Source organism: Duganella sp. Leaf61 (assembly GCF_001421905.1).
GTDB lineage: Bacteria > Pseudomonadota > Gammaproteobacteria > Burkholderiales > Burkholderiaceae_D > Rugamonas > Rugamonas zoogloeoides.
Genome location: NZ_LMLM01000001.1, coordinates 309,087 through 324,012 on the forward strand (window position 1 = coordinate 309,087; position 14,926 = coordinate 324,012).

14 protein-coding genes are annotated in these 14,926 nt (G+C 65.2%); 6 read left to right on the forward strand and 8 right to left on the reverse strand.

What is annotated here, in order from left to right; all coding sequences use genetic code 11:
• Positions 1 to 36: 36 nt before the first annotated feature.
• The gene (locus ASF04_RS01295; RefSeq protein WP_229204877.1) at positions 37 to 1,116 is read right to left on the reverse strand and encodes a collagen-binding domain-containing protein; all 1,080 of its coding nucleotides are present in this window, start codon (positions 1,114 to 1,116) and stop codon (positions 37 to 39) included.
• A 301-nt stretch (positions 1,117 to 1,417) separates the two neighbouring features.
• Between ASF04_RS01295 and ASF04_RS01300 the strand changes: the two genes are divergently transcribed.
• From ASF04_RS01300 to ASF04_RS01315, 4 genes are all read left to right on the forward strand, one after another.
• The gene (locus tag ASF04_RS01300; protein WP_056138372.1) at positions 1,418 to 1,675 is read left to right on the forward strand and encodes a hypothetical protein; all 258 of its coding nucleotides are present in this window, start codon (positions 1,418 to 1,420) and stop codon (positions 1,673 to 1,675) included.
• Complete coding sequence (locus tag ASF04_RS01305) at positions 1,672 to 2,601, forward strand: sensor histidine kinase (RefSeq protein WP_056137567.1); 930 nt, start codon at positions 1,672 to 1,674, stop codon at positions 2,599 to 2,601. The genes ASF04_RS01300 and ASF04_RS01305 overlap by 4 nt, the downstream gene beginning before the upstream one ends.
• Positions 2,598 to 3,368 (forward strand): LytTR family DNA-binding domain-containing protein, encoded by a 771-nt coding sequence (locus ASF04_RS01310; RefSeq protein ID WP_056137568.1) that lies wholly within the window; start codon positions 2,598 to 2,600, stop codon positions 3,366 to 3,368. Before ASF04_RS01305 ends, ASF04_RS01310 begins: the two co-directional genes overlap by 4 nt.
• A gap of 95 nt (positions 3,369 to 3,463) precedes the next feature.
• On the forward strand, positions 3,464 to 3,889 hold the full coding sequence (locus tag ASF04_RS01315; RefSeq protein WP_019921502.1) for a VOC family protein: 426 nt from the start codon (positions 3,464 to 3,466) through the stop codon (positions 3,887 to 3,889).
• Between the two features lie 53 nt (positions 3,890 to 3,942).
• On the opposite strand, the gene ASF04_RS01320 is transcribed toward ASF04_RS01315, so the two are convergent.
• The 7 genes from ASF04_RS01320 to xapA form a co-directional block, all read right to left on the reverse strand.
• Positions 3,943 to 5,214, reverse strand: coding sequence for a hypothetical protein (locus tag ASF04_RS01320; protein WP_056137569.1), 1,272 nt, complete (start codon positions 5,212 to 5,214; stop codon positions 3,943 to 3,945).
• A gap of 4 nt (positions 5,215 to 5,218) precedes the next feature.
• A complete protein-coding gene (locus tag ASF04_RS01325; protein WP_082488472.1) occupies positions 5,219 to 5,680 on the reverse strand; it encodes a cytidine deaminase in 462 nt (153 codons plus the stop codon).
• Between the two features lie 15 nt (positions 5,681 to 5,695).
• A complete protein-coding gene (gene deoA / locus ASF04_RS01330) occupies positions 5,696 to 7,018 on the reverse strand; it encodes a thymidine phosphorylase (protein WP_056137570.1) in 1,323 nt (440 codons plus the stop codon).
• 90 nt (positions 7,019 to 7,108) lie between these two features.
• Entirely contained in the window at positions 7,109 to 9,502 is a 2,394-nt protein-coding gene (locus ASF04_RS01335; RefSeq protein ID WP_373922114.1) for an aldehyde dehydrogenase family protein, read from the reverse strand.
• Between the two features lie 15 nt (positions 9,503 to 9,517).
• Positions 9,518 to 10,489 (reverse strand): deoxyribose-phosphate aldolase, encoded by a 972-nt coding sequence (deoC, locus tag ASF04_RS01340; RefSeq protein ID WP_056137572.1) that lies wholly within the window; start codon positions 10,487 to 10,489, stop codon positions 9,518 to 9,520.
• On the reverse strand, positions 10,486 to 11,679 hold the full coding sequence (locus ASF04_RS01345; protein ID WP_056137573.1) for a phosphopentomutase: 1,194 nt from the start codon (positions 11,677 to 11,679) through the stop codon (positions 10,486 to 10,488). The genes deoC and ASF04_RS01345 overlap by 4 nt, the downstream gene beginning before the upstream one ends.
• 55 nt (positions 11,680 to 11,734) lie before the next feature.
• Positions 11,735 to 12,574 carry a xanthosine phosphorylase gene (gene xapA, locus ASF04_RS01350; RefSeq protein WP_056137574.1) on the reverse strand — a complete coding sequence of 280 codons (840 nt, stop codon included), beginning with the start codon at positions 12,572 to 12,574 and terminating at the stop codon, positions 11,735 to 11,737.
• Between the two features lie 265 nt (positions 12,575 to 12,839).
• On the opposite strand from xapA, the gene ASF04_RS01355 reads away from it, so the two are divergent.
• A complete protein-coding gene (locus ASF04_RS01355; protein ID WP_056137575.1) occupies positions 12,840 to 13,997 on the forward strand; it encodes a carbohydrate kinase in 1,158 nt (385 codons plus the stop codon).
• A gap of 12 nt (positions 13,998 to 14,009) precedes the next feature.
• Positions 14,010 to 14,921, forward strand: a complete 912-nt coding sequence (locus ASF04_RS01360) for a pseudouridine-5'-phosphate glycosidase (RefSeq protein ID WP_019921493.1) — start codon at positions 14,010 to 14,012, stop codon at positions 14,919 to 14,921.
• The last annotated feature ends 5 nt before the right edge of the window (positions 14,922 to 14,926 follow it).

Sequence of the window (14,926 nt, forward strand, 5' to 3'; positions counted from 1 at the left end):
ACGCAAAACATTTTCCATTTCTACAACTCAACAAATTTAATCCTGCTTGCGGCGGCGGGCCATGAAGCCCAGCATGCCCAGGCCGGCCAGCATCATGGCGTAGGTTTCCGCTTCCGGCACGGCAGTGGCCAGGCTGCCGCTGAACTGTTGCAAGTGCACTTCGCCCTGCTGGTTGAATGCCTTGGCATACACGCCACCCTCGACATTGGCGCCGCCGAGGTTGCTGAACGTACCATCAGCCACCACGACCTGGCCGACAAAGGTACGGTCCACGGTCACGCTGGTGGCGCCGGCGAAGTTCCAGATCAGCGAGCTGCCGAGGCTGTTTGGAGCAAGGATGTTGGCGCTCAGCGACAGGACCTTGTTGTCGGTGTTGAAGATTACCGTGCTGGCGTTGGTCAGGTTGAACGCGAACTCGTTGGTATTGGCCGAGAAGATCTTGCTGTCGAGCGAGGTCAGGTCGAATACCAGCACGCCGCTGGCATTGCCGGTGCCGCTGAAGGTCACCTTGTGGTCGTTGTTGGAGAATCCTACCGAGGTGCCGGTCGTGCCCTTGAGCGCCGCCAGCTTCGTGCTCATATTGTTGATCACGTTCGAGAAGTCGGTGCTGGTGGCGGCGGCGCGGGCGGCGTCCATCACGGCAGTGGTCGAGGCCAGCGGACGGTTGTTATTGGTGCCACTGTAGCTGGCGGCATGGCCCTTGCCATTGAAGTTGACATTGGTGGCGGCGCCAGCCACCCAGGCGTCGCCATTGAACGTCGACGAGGTGGCGCTGCCGCCCACGTAGGCCTGGCCAGTGTTGACAATGATGCCGTTGGCGCTGCCGCCTACCACGGCGCCGAGGCCGTTCACATGCAGATTGCCGCTGGCGCTGCCGCCCACGGTCAGGCCGGCATAGGCCGACTTGGCGGTGTCCGAAGCGTGCTGGACATAATCGCCGCCCTGCAGGTTGCCTGCGACGTAGGTGCGGCCATCGACGTGCGAAGTCGAAGTCATATCGCCCTTCACCACCACGTTGAACTGCTTGAGCATTTCGTCAGCCGTCAATGGCGCGGCGTGTGCAACGCCTGCGAACAGGGTGGAAGCGGCAAGAGCGACACAGGTACGAACCATCATGGTGACTTATCCTTAAAAATTGGTGGAAGGTTGTGATCGGGATCAGTTAGATTCCATATCCACAACAATAATTGCGATGATATCACCATAATTGCAATTTGAATACTTTATTTTTTGCAATTGACAGTTTTTTTCTGCAACGCACCATCCACGCCTGGGTACAGCCCCGCCCCGCTTGTCGCGCGCAGTCGCCGCTGATCCCGCCAAAACCGCAGTTGATCGGAAACCGCGCCCGGACGACGGACGCCACCGCTACAGTGACTCCATCAACACCGATCAACACTTCACCAGGGAGACCACCATGAGCAACTTTTTCCACAACGCCGGCAATGTCGTCGATGAGATCACCCGCGCTTTCACCCAGGCGTTGCGCTTCGGTGCGCGCACCATCCGTCGCCTGTCCTGGCCGGCGCTGCTGGGCGCCGCGCTGCTGCTGGCCTTCATCGTCAGCATCCTGCCGCTGGCCTTGACCCTGTTTGCCATCTTCCTGGTGGTGAAACTGGTGATGTGCGCCTGCGACGGCCAGCGGGGCCGCGTCATCAAGGAGCCGCTGCAATGAAAAAGGGCCGGCTGACCGCAGCCGGCTACAGCAACGCCAAGGGCGCGCTCGACATCGTGCGCGAAATCGGCGAGATCACGGCCACCCTGTGGTGGCGCTTTTTCGACTGGCTGGCCCAGGTGGAATGGCGCAAGCTGGTGATCATCTGGCTGCTGGTCATGATCTTCGGCATGACGCCGTTCGGCCATCCCGAGCAGACCGGCGCCTTCATCGTGCTGTCGCTGGGACTGAAGGTGCTCGCCGGCGGCAAGCGCCGCGCCGAACTCGAAGCGCGCGACGCCACCACCCATGCCGACGAAGAAGGCCTGGAACGGCGCCTGGTCGAAGCGCGCATGGCCGCGCTGCAGGCGCAGGTGGAGCCCCACTTCCTGTTCAACACCCTGGCCCTGATCGGCCAGCTGATCGAGACCGATCCGCCGCAGGCCGCGCGCATCCACCAGAACCTGATCGACTACCTGCGCGCCACGCTGCCGCAGATGCGCGCACGCGGCGCCGGCACCCTGGGCCGGCAGATCGAGATGTCGCGCGCGTATCTGGCCATCATGCAGGCGCGCATGCGCGCACGGCTGGCCGTGTCGATCGATGTGCCCGACGAGATGCAAAGCGCGACCTTCCCGGTGATGATGCTCCAGATCCTGATCGAGAACGCCATCAAGCACGGACTGGAGCCGAAGATCGCGGGCGGACGCATCGATATCCGCGCCAGCGTCGAGGGGCAGGTGCTGCAAGTCGATGTGCTCGACGACGGTATCGGCTTCAATGTGCATGCGGGCGACGGCCTGGGGCTGGCCAATGTCCGCGAGCGGCTGCGCATCCTGTACGGTCAGCGCGCCCAGCTGGTGATCGAGGCGCCGCTCACCGGCGGCACCCGCGCCAGCATCCGCCTGCCCTATGCGCCAGACATTTTCGCCGGCGGTGCGCCATGAACCGCCCTACCGCGCTGATCGCCGACGACGAGGAAGGCATGCGCGAGCAACTGCGCAGCCGCCTGCGCGACGCCTGGCCCGCGCTCGACATCGTGGCCGAAGCGGCCAACGGCATTGAGGCCGTGGCGCTGGCCGGCCAGCACCAGCCCGACATCGTCTTCCTCGACATCCGCATGCCGGGCCTGTCCGGCATCGAAGCGGCGCGCCTGCTGTTCAGGCGCTGCCACCTGGTGTTCGTCACCGCCTACGACCAGTACGCGATCGAGGCGTTCGAACAGGGCGCGCTCGACTACCTGATGAAACCGGTGGGCGGCGAACGCCTGAAGACCACGTGCGCGCGCCTGCAGCAGCTGGTGGGCCGCCAGCCGACCGACATCGAGCGCCAGCTGAAAGCGCTGCTGACACAGCCAGGCCGACCGTCCGCAGCGCCGGCAGCGCCCGACTACCTGCGCTGGATCCAGGCCGTGGTGGGCGCCAACTTGCGCATGATCAGCACGCGCGAGGTGCTGTACTTCCAGGCCGACGAAAAATACACGCGGGTCCAGACCGGCCAGTCGGAAGTGCTGATCCGCAAGCCGCTCAAGGAGCTGGCGGACGAGCTCGACCCCGACGAATTCTGGCGCATCCACCGCTCGACCCTGGTACGGGTGGACGCCATCGAAGGCATCACGCGCGACCTGCGCGGCCGGCAAATGCTCAAGGTACGCAACCATCCGGCGCTGCTGGAAGTAAGCCGGGGCCATGCCGGCAAGTTCCAGCAAATGTGAATACGCTTGATGGGGATCAGGCTATACTGAATTGTCATTGAACTTGCTACCCGTTCGGTGATCGAAACAGTTCCACTTTCCGCACTGGAGGAACCATGACCAGCATCCCCAAGCCAACCTTGTGCAATGTCGTGCCCTGCATGCGCTACCGCGATGCGCCGGCCGCCATCAAATGGCTGAGCGACACCTTCGGCTTCGAACCCCAGCTGGTGGTGCCCAACGACGACGGCACCATCGCCCACGCCCAGCTGGTATTCGGCAATGGCGTGATCATGCTCAGTTCCGTCTTCAACACCGAGTTCGGCCGCCTGATGAAACAGCCGGCCGACATCGGCCATGCGGTCACGCAAAGCACCTACCTGGTCGTCAACGACGCCGACCACGTGTACAGCCGGGTGCTCGAGGCTGGCGCCGAGATCCTGCTCGACATCAAGGACGAAGACTACGGCGGCCGGGGGTTTACCTGCCGCGATCCGGAGGGGCATATCTGGAGTATCGGCACCTACGACCCGCAAACCTGATGGAGCACCCACCCTGACCTCCAGCGCTGCGTTGCGGCTCCTTGCTCTGGCGGTCAGGCCGGGCGCTTGAGGGCAGCGACCAGCGCCTGGTCACGGACCTGGGTAGGATGCAGGCGGATGACGTCGCGGTACAGCGGTGGCATGGCGGCGCACAGGGCGGCCAGGGCTGCTGCGTCGATGCGTGGCGTCACGTACTGGAACTGGTGCGGGTTGTGATCGGGCAGCGGGCCTTCCATGGTCGAGGCCCAGGCGCCCAGGTCCATGAAGCTGGCGGCGCCGTGGTCCGGTCCGTGCGCAAACACGAACGTGCCTTCGCGCGGGTGGCCCAGGTACCGCCGCACCTCTTCCTGTTCCTCCGGCGTGGCGCCGTCCATCAGCTTGTAGCGCAGCTGCGCGTAGGCGCGCGTGATTTCCATGAACGCGGTGCGGATGCCCGACTGCGCGCGCTTGCCGGACATGCACAGCAGCAGGTTGCCGAAGGCGTCGAGCAGGGCCACGGCGTCGCCTTTGGATACAGCGGCGCCTGCGCTGTGGCTGGCGTGGTGACCTTCCTTCTCATTGCCCTGGTCCCGCGCCATGGCTTGCAGCAAAAACGGCGCCAGGCCGGCGTCAGGCGCATGCGGTGCGCAGCGGTACGTCAGCGCATCGGGATGCAGCTGTTTGAGCGCGCGCACGATGCGGTGGTCGGGCGCCAGCGTGGCCGGGTCGCGCAGCTGATCGCGCGCGCGGTCGGCGCCGAACAACGCCACCACTTCGCGCGAAGTGGCTTCGAACGCCAGCGCGCACAGCGCCTGGGTGGCCTCCGCAATGGTTTTACCGATGAAGAACGAGCGCGGCGTGGCGCCGGCGCCCGCGCGCGCATACAGCGATGCGCCCAGCACCGCCGGGTAGCTGAAGCTGCGTTGCGCCTGTGTGCGCAAGCCTGCCGGCAGCGCTTCGAACACAGCCGCCTCATCGTAGTTGATGCCGGCAATGCGGTCGGGCGCGGCTGCCACCACGTTGAAGCCGCCGGCCAGGATCGCGCCGCTGCACATGCAGCACGGGTCGAGCGTGGTGACGATGGTGATATCTTCGGGCGGCGGCAGCGCGCGGCCCCGGGCCCGTTCGGCGTAGTACCAGTCGATCAGCTGGCGTTCGCCGTGCGCGGTGGGGTCGAACACCAGGCCGTGCAAAACGACGTTGTTGTGCAGCGACTTGAGCACGTTGCCGTGCTGGTCGAGCATCAGGCCACCAACACCGAACGTGCCCTGGGTCTTGGCCGCGATGGCCTCGGCCGCCGCAATGGCGACGGCGGCCTGGACATCGATTGTCTTCTTGAAGACCAAGGACTTACTTCTTCAGGTCGGCGCGGCCGAACCCGTTGGGCAGCTGTTCGGCTGCCGTGGTCTCCAAAATGTCGCCCTTGAGATTGGTGAGCAGCACCGGCAGCTCGTCGCCGCCCAGTTCCAGGATCACCTGGCGGCATGCGCCGCACGGGGCGATCGGGCCGTCGGTCTCGCCGATCACGACCAGCTGGTCGAAGTCGCCGGGCTGGTAGCCGTGGGCAAAGGCGCTGAAGAACGCGGTGCGCTCGGCGCAGTTGCACAAGCCATAGGCGGCGTTTTCCACGTTACAGCCGTGGAAAACCTTGCCGTCGCGGGTTTGCAGCGCGGCGCCGACCTTGAAGTTGGAGTACGGCGTGTAAGCCTTCAGGCGCGCGGCGGTGGCTTCGGCGATCAGTTCTTGTTTGTTCATGGTGTCCTCTTGTTTTTGTGATGCCGGCTGGCGGCGGCTCTGACCCCGCACTGCCATCCGGCTGTTTCGGGGTTACGGGCGGATCGTGCGGTATACCACCGGGTTGGCGGCGGGTGCCGTCTCGCCGATCTGGTACGCCGCCTGGATCTCGCGGATCGCCTGGTCGGCTGCTTCCTGCGTGCGCGCATGGACCATTGCCAGCGGCTGGCCGGCCTCGATCTTGTCGCCCAGGCCCGCCAGGCCGGTCAGGCCGACCGCGAAGTCGATCGGATCGGCCGCGCGGCGGCGCCCGCCGCCCAGCGAGACTACGGCCAGGCCGATTTCGCGGCAGTTGGTGGTGGCCGCGTAGCCGGAAACCAGCGCTGGCGCCGGCACGATGATCGGCGAGCGTTCCAGGTACTTGTCCGGGTTGTCCATCAGGTCGGCCGGGCCGCCCAGGGCCGTGACCATGCGGGCGAAGCGCTCGGCCGCTTCGCCGCTGTCGAGCGATGCTTGCAGCCTGGCGCGCGCTTCGTCTTCGGTCGCGGCCAGCTTGCCCAGCACCAGCATCTCGGCGCACAGCGCCATCGTCACTTCGTGCAGGCGTGCGGGGCGCGACTTGCCGGTCAGGTAGTCGATCGCGCCGCGTACTTCCACCGCGTTGCCGGCGTACGGCGCCAGCGATTCGTTCATGTCGGTCAGGATGGCGGACGTGGTCATGCCCGCGCCGTTACCCACCTGGACGATGCTCTCGGCCAGTTCCACCGACTTTTCGTACGTGGGCATGAAGGCGCCGGTGCCGGTCTTCACGTCCATCACCAGCGCATCGAGGCCGGCCGACAGTTTTTTCGACAGAATCGAGCCGGTGATCATGGCCACCGATTCCACGGTGGCGGTGACATCGCGCACACCATAGAAAATCTTGTCGGACGGCGCCAGCGACGCCGTCTGGCCGATGATGGCCACGCCCACTTCCTTGACCACTTTGCGGAACAAGGCGTTGTCCGGCACCGTGCTGTAGCCGGGGATCGAATCGAACTTGTCGAGCGTGCCGCCGGTGTGACCGAGGCCACGGCCCGAGATCATCGGCACGAAGCCGCCGCACGCAGCGATCATGGGGCCCAACAGCAGCGAGACCACGTCACCGACACCGCCGGTAGAGTGTTTATCGACCACGGGACCCGGCAAATCGAGCGAGCGCCAGTCCAGCACTTCGCCCGAGTCGCGCATGGCCAAGGTGAACGCCACGCGTTCGTCCATGGTCATGTCGTTGAAATACACGGCCATCGCCAGTGCGGCGATCTGGCCTTCGGTGATGCTTTTGGTGGTGATGCCACCGACGAAGAACTGGATCTCCTGGGCCGACAGCACGCCGCCGTCACGCTTCTTGCGTATGATCTCTTGAGGTAAAAACATGCGATTCTCCGCTTGGAAATATGGTGCTGAAAGTGATACGGGCCGGCAGCTCCAAAGGAACGCCGGCCCTGATTGTCCTGTCCTTAAGCGTTAAACGCCGTAAGGAATCCAGACATTCTTGACTTGCGACGCATGCGCCAGCACTGCGCGGCCGCCGGCTTGGGCCGTGCTATACCAGTCGCGGCCCTTGGCGCCGCCCACCCAGGTGCGCTTGAGCGACGCGGCCGACAGGCGCTCCACTTCAGCGCAACCGGCAGCCGAGCCGTCGTGGCGCCACACGGCGTCGATGTCGCTGTGCGTGGCCAGCGTGCGCGCCAGTTCGTCGGCGCTGCCGGTGACGATGTTCACCACGCCACCGGGCAGGTCCGACGTATCGAACACCTGGTACAAATCGGTGGCCGACAGCGGATGCGCTTCGGACGGCACCACCACCGCGCGGTTGCCCATCGCGATGGCAGGAGCGACGAGCGAGATCAGTCCCAGCAGCGGCGCCTCGTTCGGGCACACGATGCCGATCACGCCGACCGGTTCGTTCAGCGCCACGGTCACACCGTGCATCGGCGGCTGGTGCGCCAGGCCGTCGTACTTGTCGGCGTACGCTGCGTAGTAGAACAGGCGTTCGATCGAAGCCTGCACTTCCTTCTCGGCGCTGGCGCTCGAGGCGCCGGTCATGGCGCTGATGCGCGCCGCGAATTCCTCGCCACGTGCAGCCAGGTTTTCAGCGATGTAGTACAGCACTTGCGCGCGGTTGTGCGCGGTCGCTTTCGACCAGCCGCCGGCTTTGTGGGCCGCTTCCACCGCGTTGCGGATGTCCTTGCGGCTGCCCTCGCCCACTTCGGCGATGAACGCGCCATCGGCACCGTGCACCGCGCGGCTGTAGGCGCCGTCAGGGCGCGCCTGCTTGCCGCCGATGTACATCTTGGCGGTGCGGTCGATGGCAAACGCGCCACCGGCAGCAATCGGCGCCGGCGCCTTGATCTTGGCCGGAGCAGCCAGGACCGGCGCAGCAGGACGTGCATCTTCCGACAGCGCGGTCAGATATTCGTACATGCCTTCGCGGCCGCCTTCACGGCCGAAGCCGGACTCTCGGTAGCCGCCGAAGCCGCAGGCGGCGTCGAACTGGTTGGCGGTGTTAATCCACACCACGCCAGCCTTGATCTGCGGCGCGACGTCGAGCGCCAGCGAGATGTTCTCGGTCCACACGCACGCGGCCAGGCCATACACGGTGTTGTTGGCCAGTTGTACCGCTTCCGGCGGGGTGCGGAAGCTCATGGCGACCAGCACCGGTCCGAAGATCTCGGCCTGCGCCACGGCAGCCGAGGTGGAGGCGCCGGTGATCAGCGTGGGCGGGAACCAGGCGCCATCGACGGGAATATCGCACGCCGGCTGGTATACGGTGCAGCCTTCGGCGCGGGCCGATTCCACCAGTTCGGTGATGCGCTGCTGCTGGATCGGATCGACCAGCGCGCCGACGTCGATCGATTTTTCCAGCGGCGCACCGAGCGTGAGCTTGTCCATGCGCGCGCGCAGCTTGGCCAGGAACTTGGCTTCGACCGATTCCTGCACCAGCAGGCGCGAACCGGCGCAGCATACCTGCCCCTGGTTGAACCAGATCGAATCGACCAGGCCTTCCACGGCTGCGTCCAGGTCGGCATCTTCGAAGACGATGAACGGCGACTTGCCGCCCAGTTCCAGCGACAGCTTCTTGCCGCTGCCGGCAGTGGCAATGCGGATCTGGCGACCGACTTCGGTGGAACCGGTAAACGCCAGCTTGTCGATGCCCGCGTGGTTGACGATGGCTTCGCCCACGGCGCCGTCGCCGGTAACGATGTTGACCACGCCCGCTGGCACACCCGCCTGCACGCAGATTTCGGCAAACAGCATGGCGGTCAGCGACGTGAATTCGGCCGGCTTGAACACCACCGTGTTACCGGCGGCCAGCGCCGGTGCGATTTTCCACGACAGCATCAGCAGCGGGAAATTCCACGGCACGATCTGGCCCACCACGCCCACGGCGCGGTAGTCGGCAAATTCTTCGGCTTGCAGTTGCGCCCAGCCGGCGTGGTAGTAGAAGTGGCGCGCGGCCAGCGGCAGATCGACGTCGCGGGTTTCGCGGATGGTCTTGCCGTTGTCCAGGGTTTCCAGCACCGCGAACAGGCGCGCATGCTTTTGCAGCAGGCGTGCGATCGCGTACAGCACCTTGGCGCGGCCATGGCCGCCCAGTGCCTGCCAGCCCGGCTGCGCGCGGCGCGCGGCGGCTACGGCGCGGTCGACATCGTCGCCGGTCGCTTGGGTCAGGTCGGCCAGTTTCGAGGCATCGGCCGGGTTGGTGGAGGCGAACAGTGCGCCGGCGTCGGTCCAGGCGTTGTCGATGAACAGGCCGAAGGTGCGGCCGTGTTGTTCCAGCCACGCTTGCGCTTCTTTCTGGCTTTCGGGTGCTGGGCCGTATTCCATGGTGTTGAGGATCTCTTTAATTGATGGCATGACGTGTCCAGATTCTTAAGGTTGGGCGTGACGATGAGCGGCCGAGTAATTGCCGGTCACGTAGTGCTCGAGCTGGCGTTCGATGTCGGTCAGCAGGCTCGAAGCACCGATGCGGAACAGGTGCGGTTCGAGCCACTCGTTACCCAGTTCTTCCTTCATCAGCGTCAGGTATTGCAGGGCCGCCTTGGCCGTGCCCACGCCGCCTGCCGGCTTGTAGCCGATCTTGAAGCCGGTCTGCTCGTGGTAGTCACGAATCGCGCGCACCATCGTCAGCGACACGGGAATCGTGGCATTCACAGGCTCCTTGCCGGTGGACGTCTTGATGAAGTCCGCGCCGGCCATCATGCACACCCACGACGCTTTGGCCACGTTTTCCAGCGTCACCAGTTCACCGGTGGCCAGGATGGCTTTCACGTGCGCGTCGCCGCAGGCCTGGCGGTAAGCCAGCATCTCGTCGTACAGCGCCTGCCAGTTGCCGGTCAGGACGTGCTGGCGCGTGATCACGATATCGATCTCGGACGCGCCGGCAGCCACCGACAATTCGATCTCGCGCACCTTGGTTTCCATGCTGGTGAGACCAGCCGGGAAGCCGGTGGAAACGGCGGCGATCGGCAGGCGGCCTTGCAGCACTTCACCCGCCGGCTTGATCATCTCGTGGTACACGCACACGGCGCCGGTGGTGAGCGGGTAATCGGACAGCCCCAGCGCCTCGACCAGGTCGGCGCGCAGCGGACGCATGGCCTTGCGGCACAGGCGCTCCACGCGGCCCGGGGTATCGTCGCCGGACAGCGTGGTCAGGTCGATCAGGCCGATGGCCTTGACCAGCCACGCGGCCTGGTACTCTTTTTTCACCGTGCGGCGGTTGGCCAGGCTGGCGGCGCGGCGGTCGGCCGCGCTCTTGTTGATGTGGATGTGGTTGATCCAGCCCAGGTCCAGCGGGACGGCTTCGTTACGCTTGAAATCAGCGAGGTGCAAGTCTTGGCTCATAACAGGTTGTTTCCGTTGGAAAGTGGTGGCACGCCCAGGTGGTGCGCCAGGGTCTGGCCGATGTCGGAGAACGATTCGGAGATCGGCAACTGCTGCGGCTTGATACCGGGGCCGAAGAAAATCATCGGGATGTGTTCGCGCGTGTGGTCGGAGCCGGGCCAGGTCGGGTCGCAACCATGGTCGGCGGTGATCACGGCCACGTCGCCGTCCTGCATGCGGGCGATGAACTCGGGCAGGCGCGCATCCATTTCGTGCAGCGCGTTCGAGTAGCCGGTAACGTCGCGGCGGTGGCCGAAAGCCTGGTCGAAGTCGACGAAGTTAACGAACGTGAGCGACTTGTCGCCCGCCTCGTCCTGGACTTTCAGCAGCGCGTCGAACAGCGCCATATTGTCCTTGCCCTTGACCACGCGCGACACGCCTTGCGTGGCAAAGATGTCGCTGATCTTGCCGAGCGCGATCACTTCGCCGCCATCGTTCTTCACGTGGTCGAGCAAGGTGGGCGCCGGTGGCGCGACCGCGTAGTCGTGGCGGTTGGTGGTGCGGGTGTAATTGCCGTCGGCGCCGGTGAACGGACGCGCGATCACGCGGCCGATGTTGTACGGCTCCACCAGCTTGAAGGCGATCTCGCACACCTGGTACAGGCGCTCGAGGCCGAACGATTCTTCATGCGCGGCGATCTGCAGCACCGAATCGGCCGAGGTGTAGATGATCGGTTTGCCGGTAGCGACGTGTTCATCGCCATGCTTGTTGATGATTTCCGTGCCCGAGGCGTGGCAGTCGCCGAGAAAACCCGGCACGCCAGTCAGTTCCTGCAGCTTTTGCGTGAGCTCCGCCGGGAACGACGGCACCGTTTTCGGGAAGTAGCCCCAGTCGAATTCCACCGGCACGCCGGCGATCTCCCAGTGGCCGGACTGGGTGTCCTTGCCGGTGGAGCGCTCGCGCGCGGCGCCGTAGGCGGCGGTGAAACCGTCACGCTGGTTGAAACCCTGGGCCCACTCGCCGCTGGCGGCATGGGCGGCCGCGGCCAGGCCCAGTTTTTCCATCACCGGCAACTGCATCGGCGTGCCAGCCTTGGCGGCCCAGTCGGCGATATGGCCGAAAGTGTTGACGCCGACATCGTTGTACTTGTCCGCGTCGGGCGTGGCGCCGAGGCCGAAGGAATCAAGCAGGAGGATAAATGCGCGTTTCATGGTGTGCTCCTTCAAAAGCAAAAAAGGGCGGACCAGCCGCCCCTTCGGGTATTACTTACGCCTGCGGGGTTTTGCCCACGTTGGCCAGGAAGGCCAAAATCACTTCGATCAGCGACGTGGCGGCAACGGCTGCGTATTTCAGCGTTTGCTCGTGCGACAGCGGGAACGGCGACAGGCCCTCTGCCAGGTTGGTGATGGCGGACACGCCCACCACCTTCAGGCCGCAATGACGGGCCGACACCACTTCCGGCACCACCGACATGCCGACCACGTCGGCGCCCAGCGTCTTGAAGGCGCGGATTTCGGCCGGGGTTTCGAAGTTGGGACCGGCGTAGGCGATGTACACGCCTTCGTGCAGCGGCACGTTCTTTTCCTTGGCCGACGCGTGCAGCAGCGCGCGCAGGTCGGCATCGTAGGCGTTGGCCATGCTGAAGAAGCGTGGACCGAAACGCTCGTCGTTAGGGCCCATCATCGGGGTGCCCGGCAGGTAGTTGATATGGTCGGTCAGCGCCACCAGCGAGCCGGCATCGACTTCGGTGCGCAGCGAACCGGCCGCATTGGTCACGAACAGCATCTCGCAGCCCAGCAGTTTCATGGTGCGCACGGCGCTGGTCATCACGCCCATGCCATAGCCTTCGTACACGTGGCCGCGGCCCTTCATGCACACCACCTGCACGCCCGCCAGGGTGCCCACCACCAGTTCGCCGGCGTGGCCGTGCACGGTGCTGATCGGGAAGCCCGGCAGCTCGTTGAAGCTGATGGTGACTGCGTCGGTCATCTGCTCGGCCAGCACGCCCAGGCCGGAGCCCAGGATCATCGCCACGCGTGGCTTGAAGTCTGCAGGAATGCGGGCACGGACGATTTCGGCGGCCTGGAATGGGGAGTTGCTGGACATGATTTTCCTCTGTTGTTCTTGGGATGGGCCGATCGGGTTGCGCCGAGAGACGGCCATTGGACGAGCATGGAGATGCGACATGATGCCTCATCCCCATTATGTATGGCAAATACCATTTTTCTTGTCCATTTATACTTGGCGCATATAAATGGGCCAGTATTATAAATCATCCGAAACTTCGCTGACGCAAGCTACTGATAGCGGTTGACCGCTTTTAGACATTTGTTTACCATCGCAGACAAATGTTTAACCCAGACCATTCCTTGTGAACGAACTCTCCAAGAAGGAACAGCTGTACCAGCTGATCCGCGCCAATCCCTTCATCTCGCAGCAGGACCTGGCGGCAGACCTGGGCCTGTCGCGCTCTGCCGTGGCCGGCCATATCGCCAGCCTGATCCGCGAGCGGCGCCTGCTCGGCCGTGCCTACGTGCTGCCGGCGCCGCGCGACCAGCGCCCGGTGGTGTGCATCGGCGCGGCCAACGTGGACCGCAAGCTGCGCACCATCGCCGCCCTGCAAGCCGGCACCTCGAATCCCGCCACTGCCTCGGAAGCCTATGGCGGCGTGGCGCGCAATATCGCCGAGAACCTGGCGCGCCTGCAAACCCCGGTGGCGCTGTTGACCGCCCTCGGCGACGACGGCGCCGGCCGCGCACTGCAAGACCATGCCCAGGCCACCGGCATCGACACGCGCGGCAGCCTGGCGCTGGCCAATACCGCCAGCGGCACCTACACCGCCATCCTCGACGCCGAGGGCGAGCTGCACGTGGCCCTGGCCGACATGGCGCTGTACGACCAGCTGACACCCGAATTTCTGGCCAGCCGCGCGCCGCAACGCGCCGACGCCGCGCTCACGGTCGCGGACCTGAACCTGCCACGCGACACGGTGGCCGCGCTGATCGACAGCGCCCGAAACGACGCCGCTGGCGCACCGCTGGTTCTCGTCGCCGTCTCGCAGCCCAAGATGGCGCGCCTGCCGCACGACCTGCACGGCGTGCGCCTGTTGATCCTCAACCGCGCCGAACTTGAAACCCTGGCCGGCCGCCCGCTCCCCACCGAAGCCGATGTGCGCGCCGCCTGTGCCGAGGTGCAGCAACGCGGCGCGCGCGACGTCATCGTCACCTGCGGCAGCCAGGGCGTGTTCCACACCCGCGCCGGCCAGCTGGTGTGGCTGGCCGCGCACCAGGTAAAAGTGGTCGATGTGACCGGCGCCGGCGATGCCTTCTCTGCCGCCGTTTGCTGGTCGCTGGTCCAGGACAGCAGCGCCGACCTGACCCTGGCCTGCCGGCGTGGCCTGGCGCTGGCCGCCGTCACCGTGCAAAGCGCCAGCACCGTGGCGCCGCTGCCCGATGCCGGCCTGCTCGACAACATCTCCGATACCGATGCGGCGCACGGCCATGCCGCGCCGCTCTATACCAACGCATAACAAGGAACCATCATGCATCAATACCTGCTGTTCTCTCCCGAAGTTGCCGCTGCCCGCGCTGCCGGCAAGGCCATCGTCGCGCTGGAATCGACCATCATCTCGCACGGCATGCCCTACCCGCAAAACGTGCAGATGGCGCGTGAAGTGGAACAGATCATCCGCGACGGCGGCGCCGTGCCGGCCACCATCGCCATCATCGGCGGCAAGATCTGCATCGGCCTGTCCGATGAACAGTTAGAGCTGCTGGGCACCTCGCCCGACGCCATGAAGGTCAGCCGCCGCGATTTGCCATTCGTGCTGTCGCAGTCGAAGCTGGGCGCCACCACCGTGGCCGCCACCATGATCTGCGCCGAACTGGCCGGCATTTCCGTGTTCGTCACCGGCGGCATCGGCGGCGTGCACCGTGGCGCCGAGACCAGTTTCGACATCTCGGCTGACTTGCAGGAACTGGCGCAGACGTCGGTGGCCGTGGTGTGCGCAGGCGTGAAATCGATCCTCGACATCGGCTTGACGCTCGAATACCTGGAAACCCACGGCGTGCCGGTGGTGAGCGTGGGCCAGCGCGGCTTCCCGGCGTTCTTCACCCGCGAGAGCGGCTTCAATGCCGACTTCCAGCTCGACACCCCGGCCGAGCAAGCTGGTTTCATCCGCACCAAGTGGGCATTGGGCCTGAAAGGCGGCGTGGTGGTGAGCAACCCGGTGCCGGCCAGCGAGGCGATGCCGAAAGAAGAGATCGACGCCATCACGCTGCAGGCGCTGGGCGAAGCGGATGATCAGGGCGTAACCGGCAAGAACGTCACGCCGTTCCTGCTCGCGCGCATCAAGGCGCTGACCGCAGGCCGCAGCCTGGTGACCAATATCGCGCTGGTGAAAAACAATGCCCGCTGCGGCGCGGCGCTGGCGGTGGCAATGCTCGCCGCCTGATACAC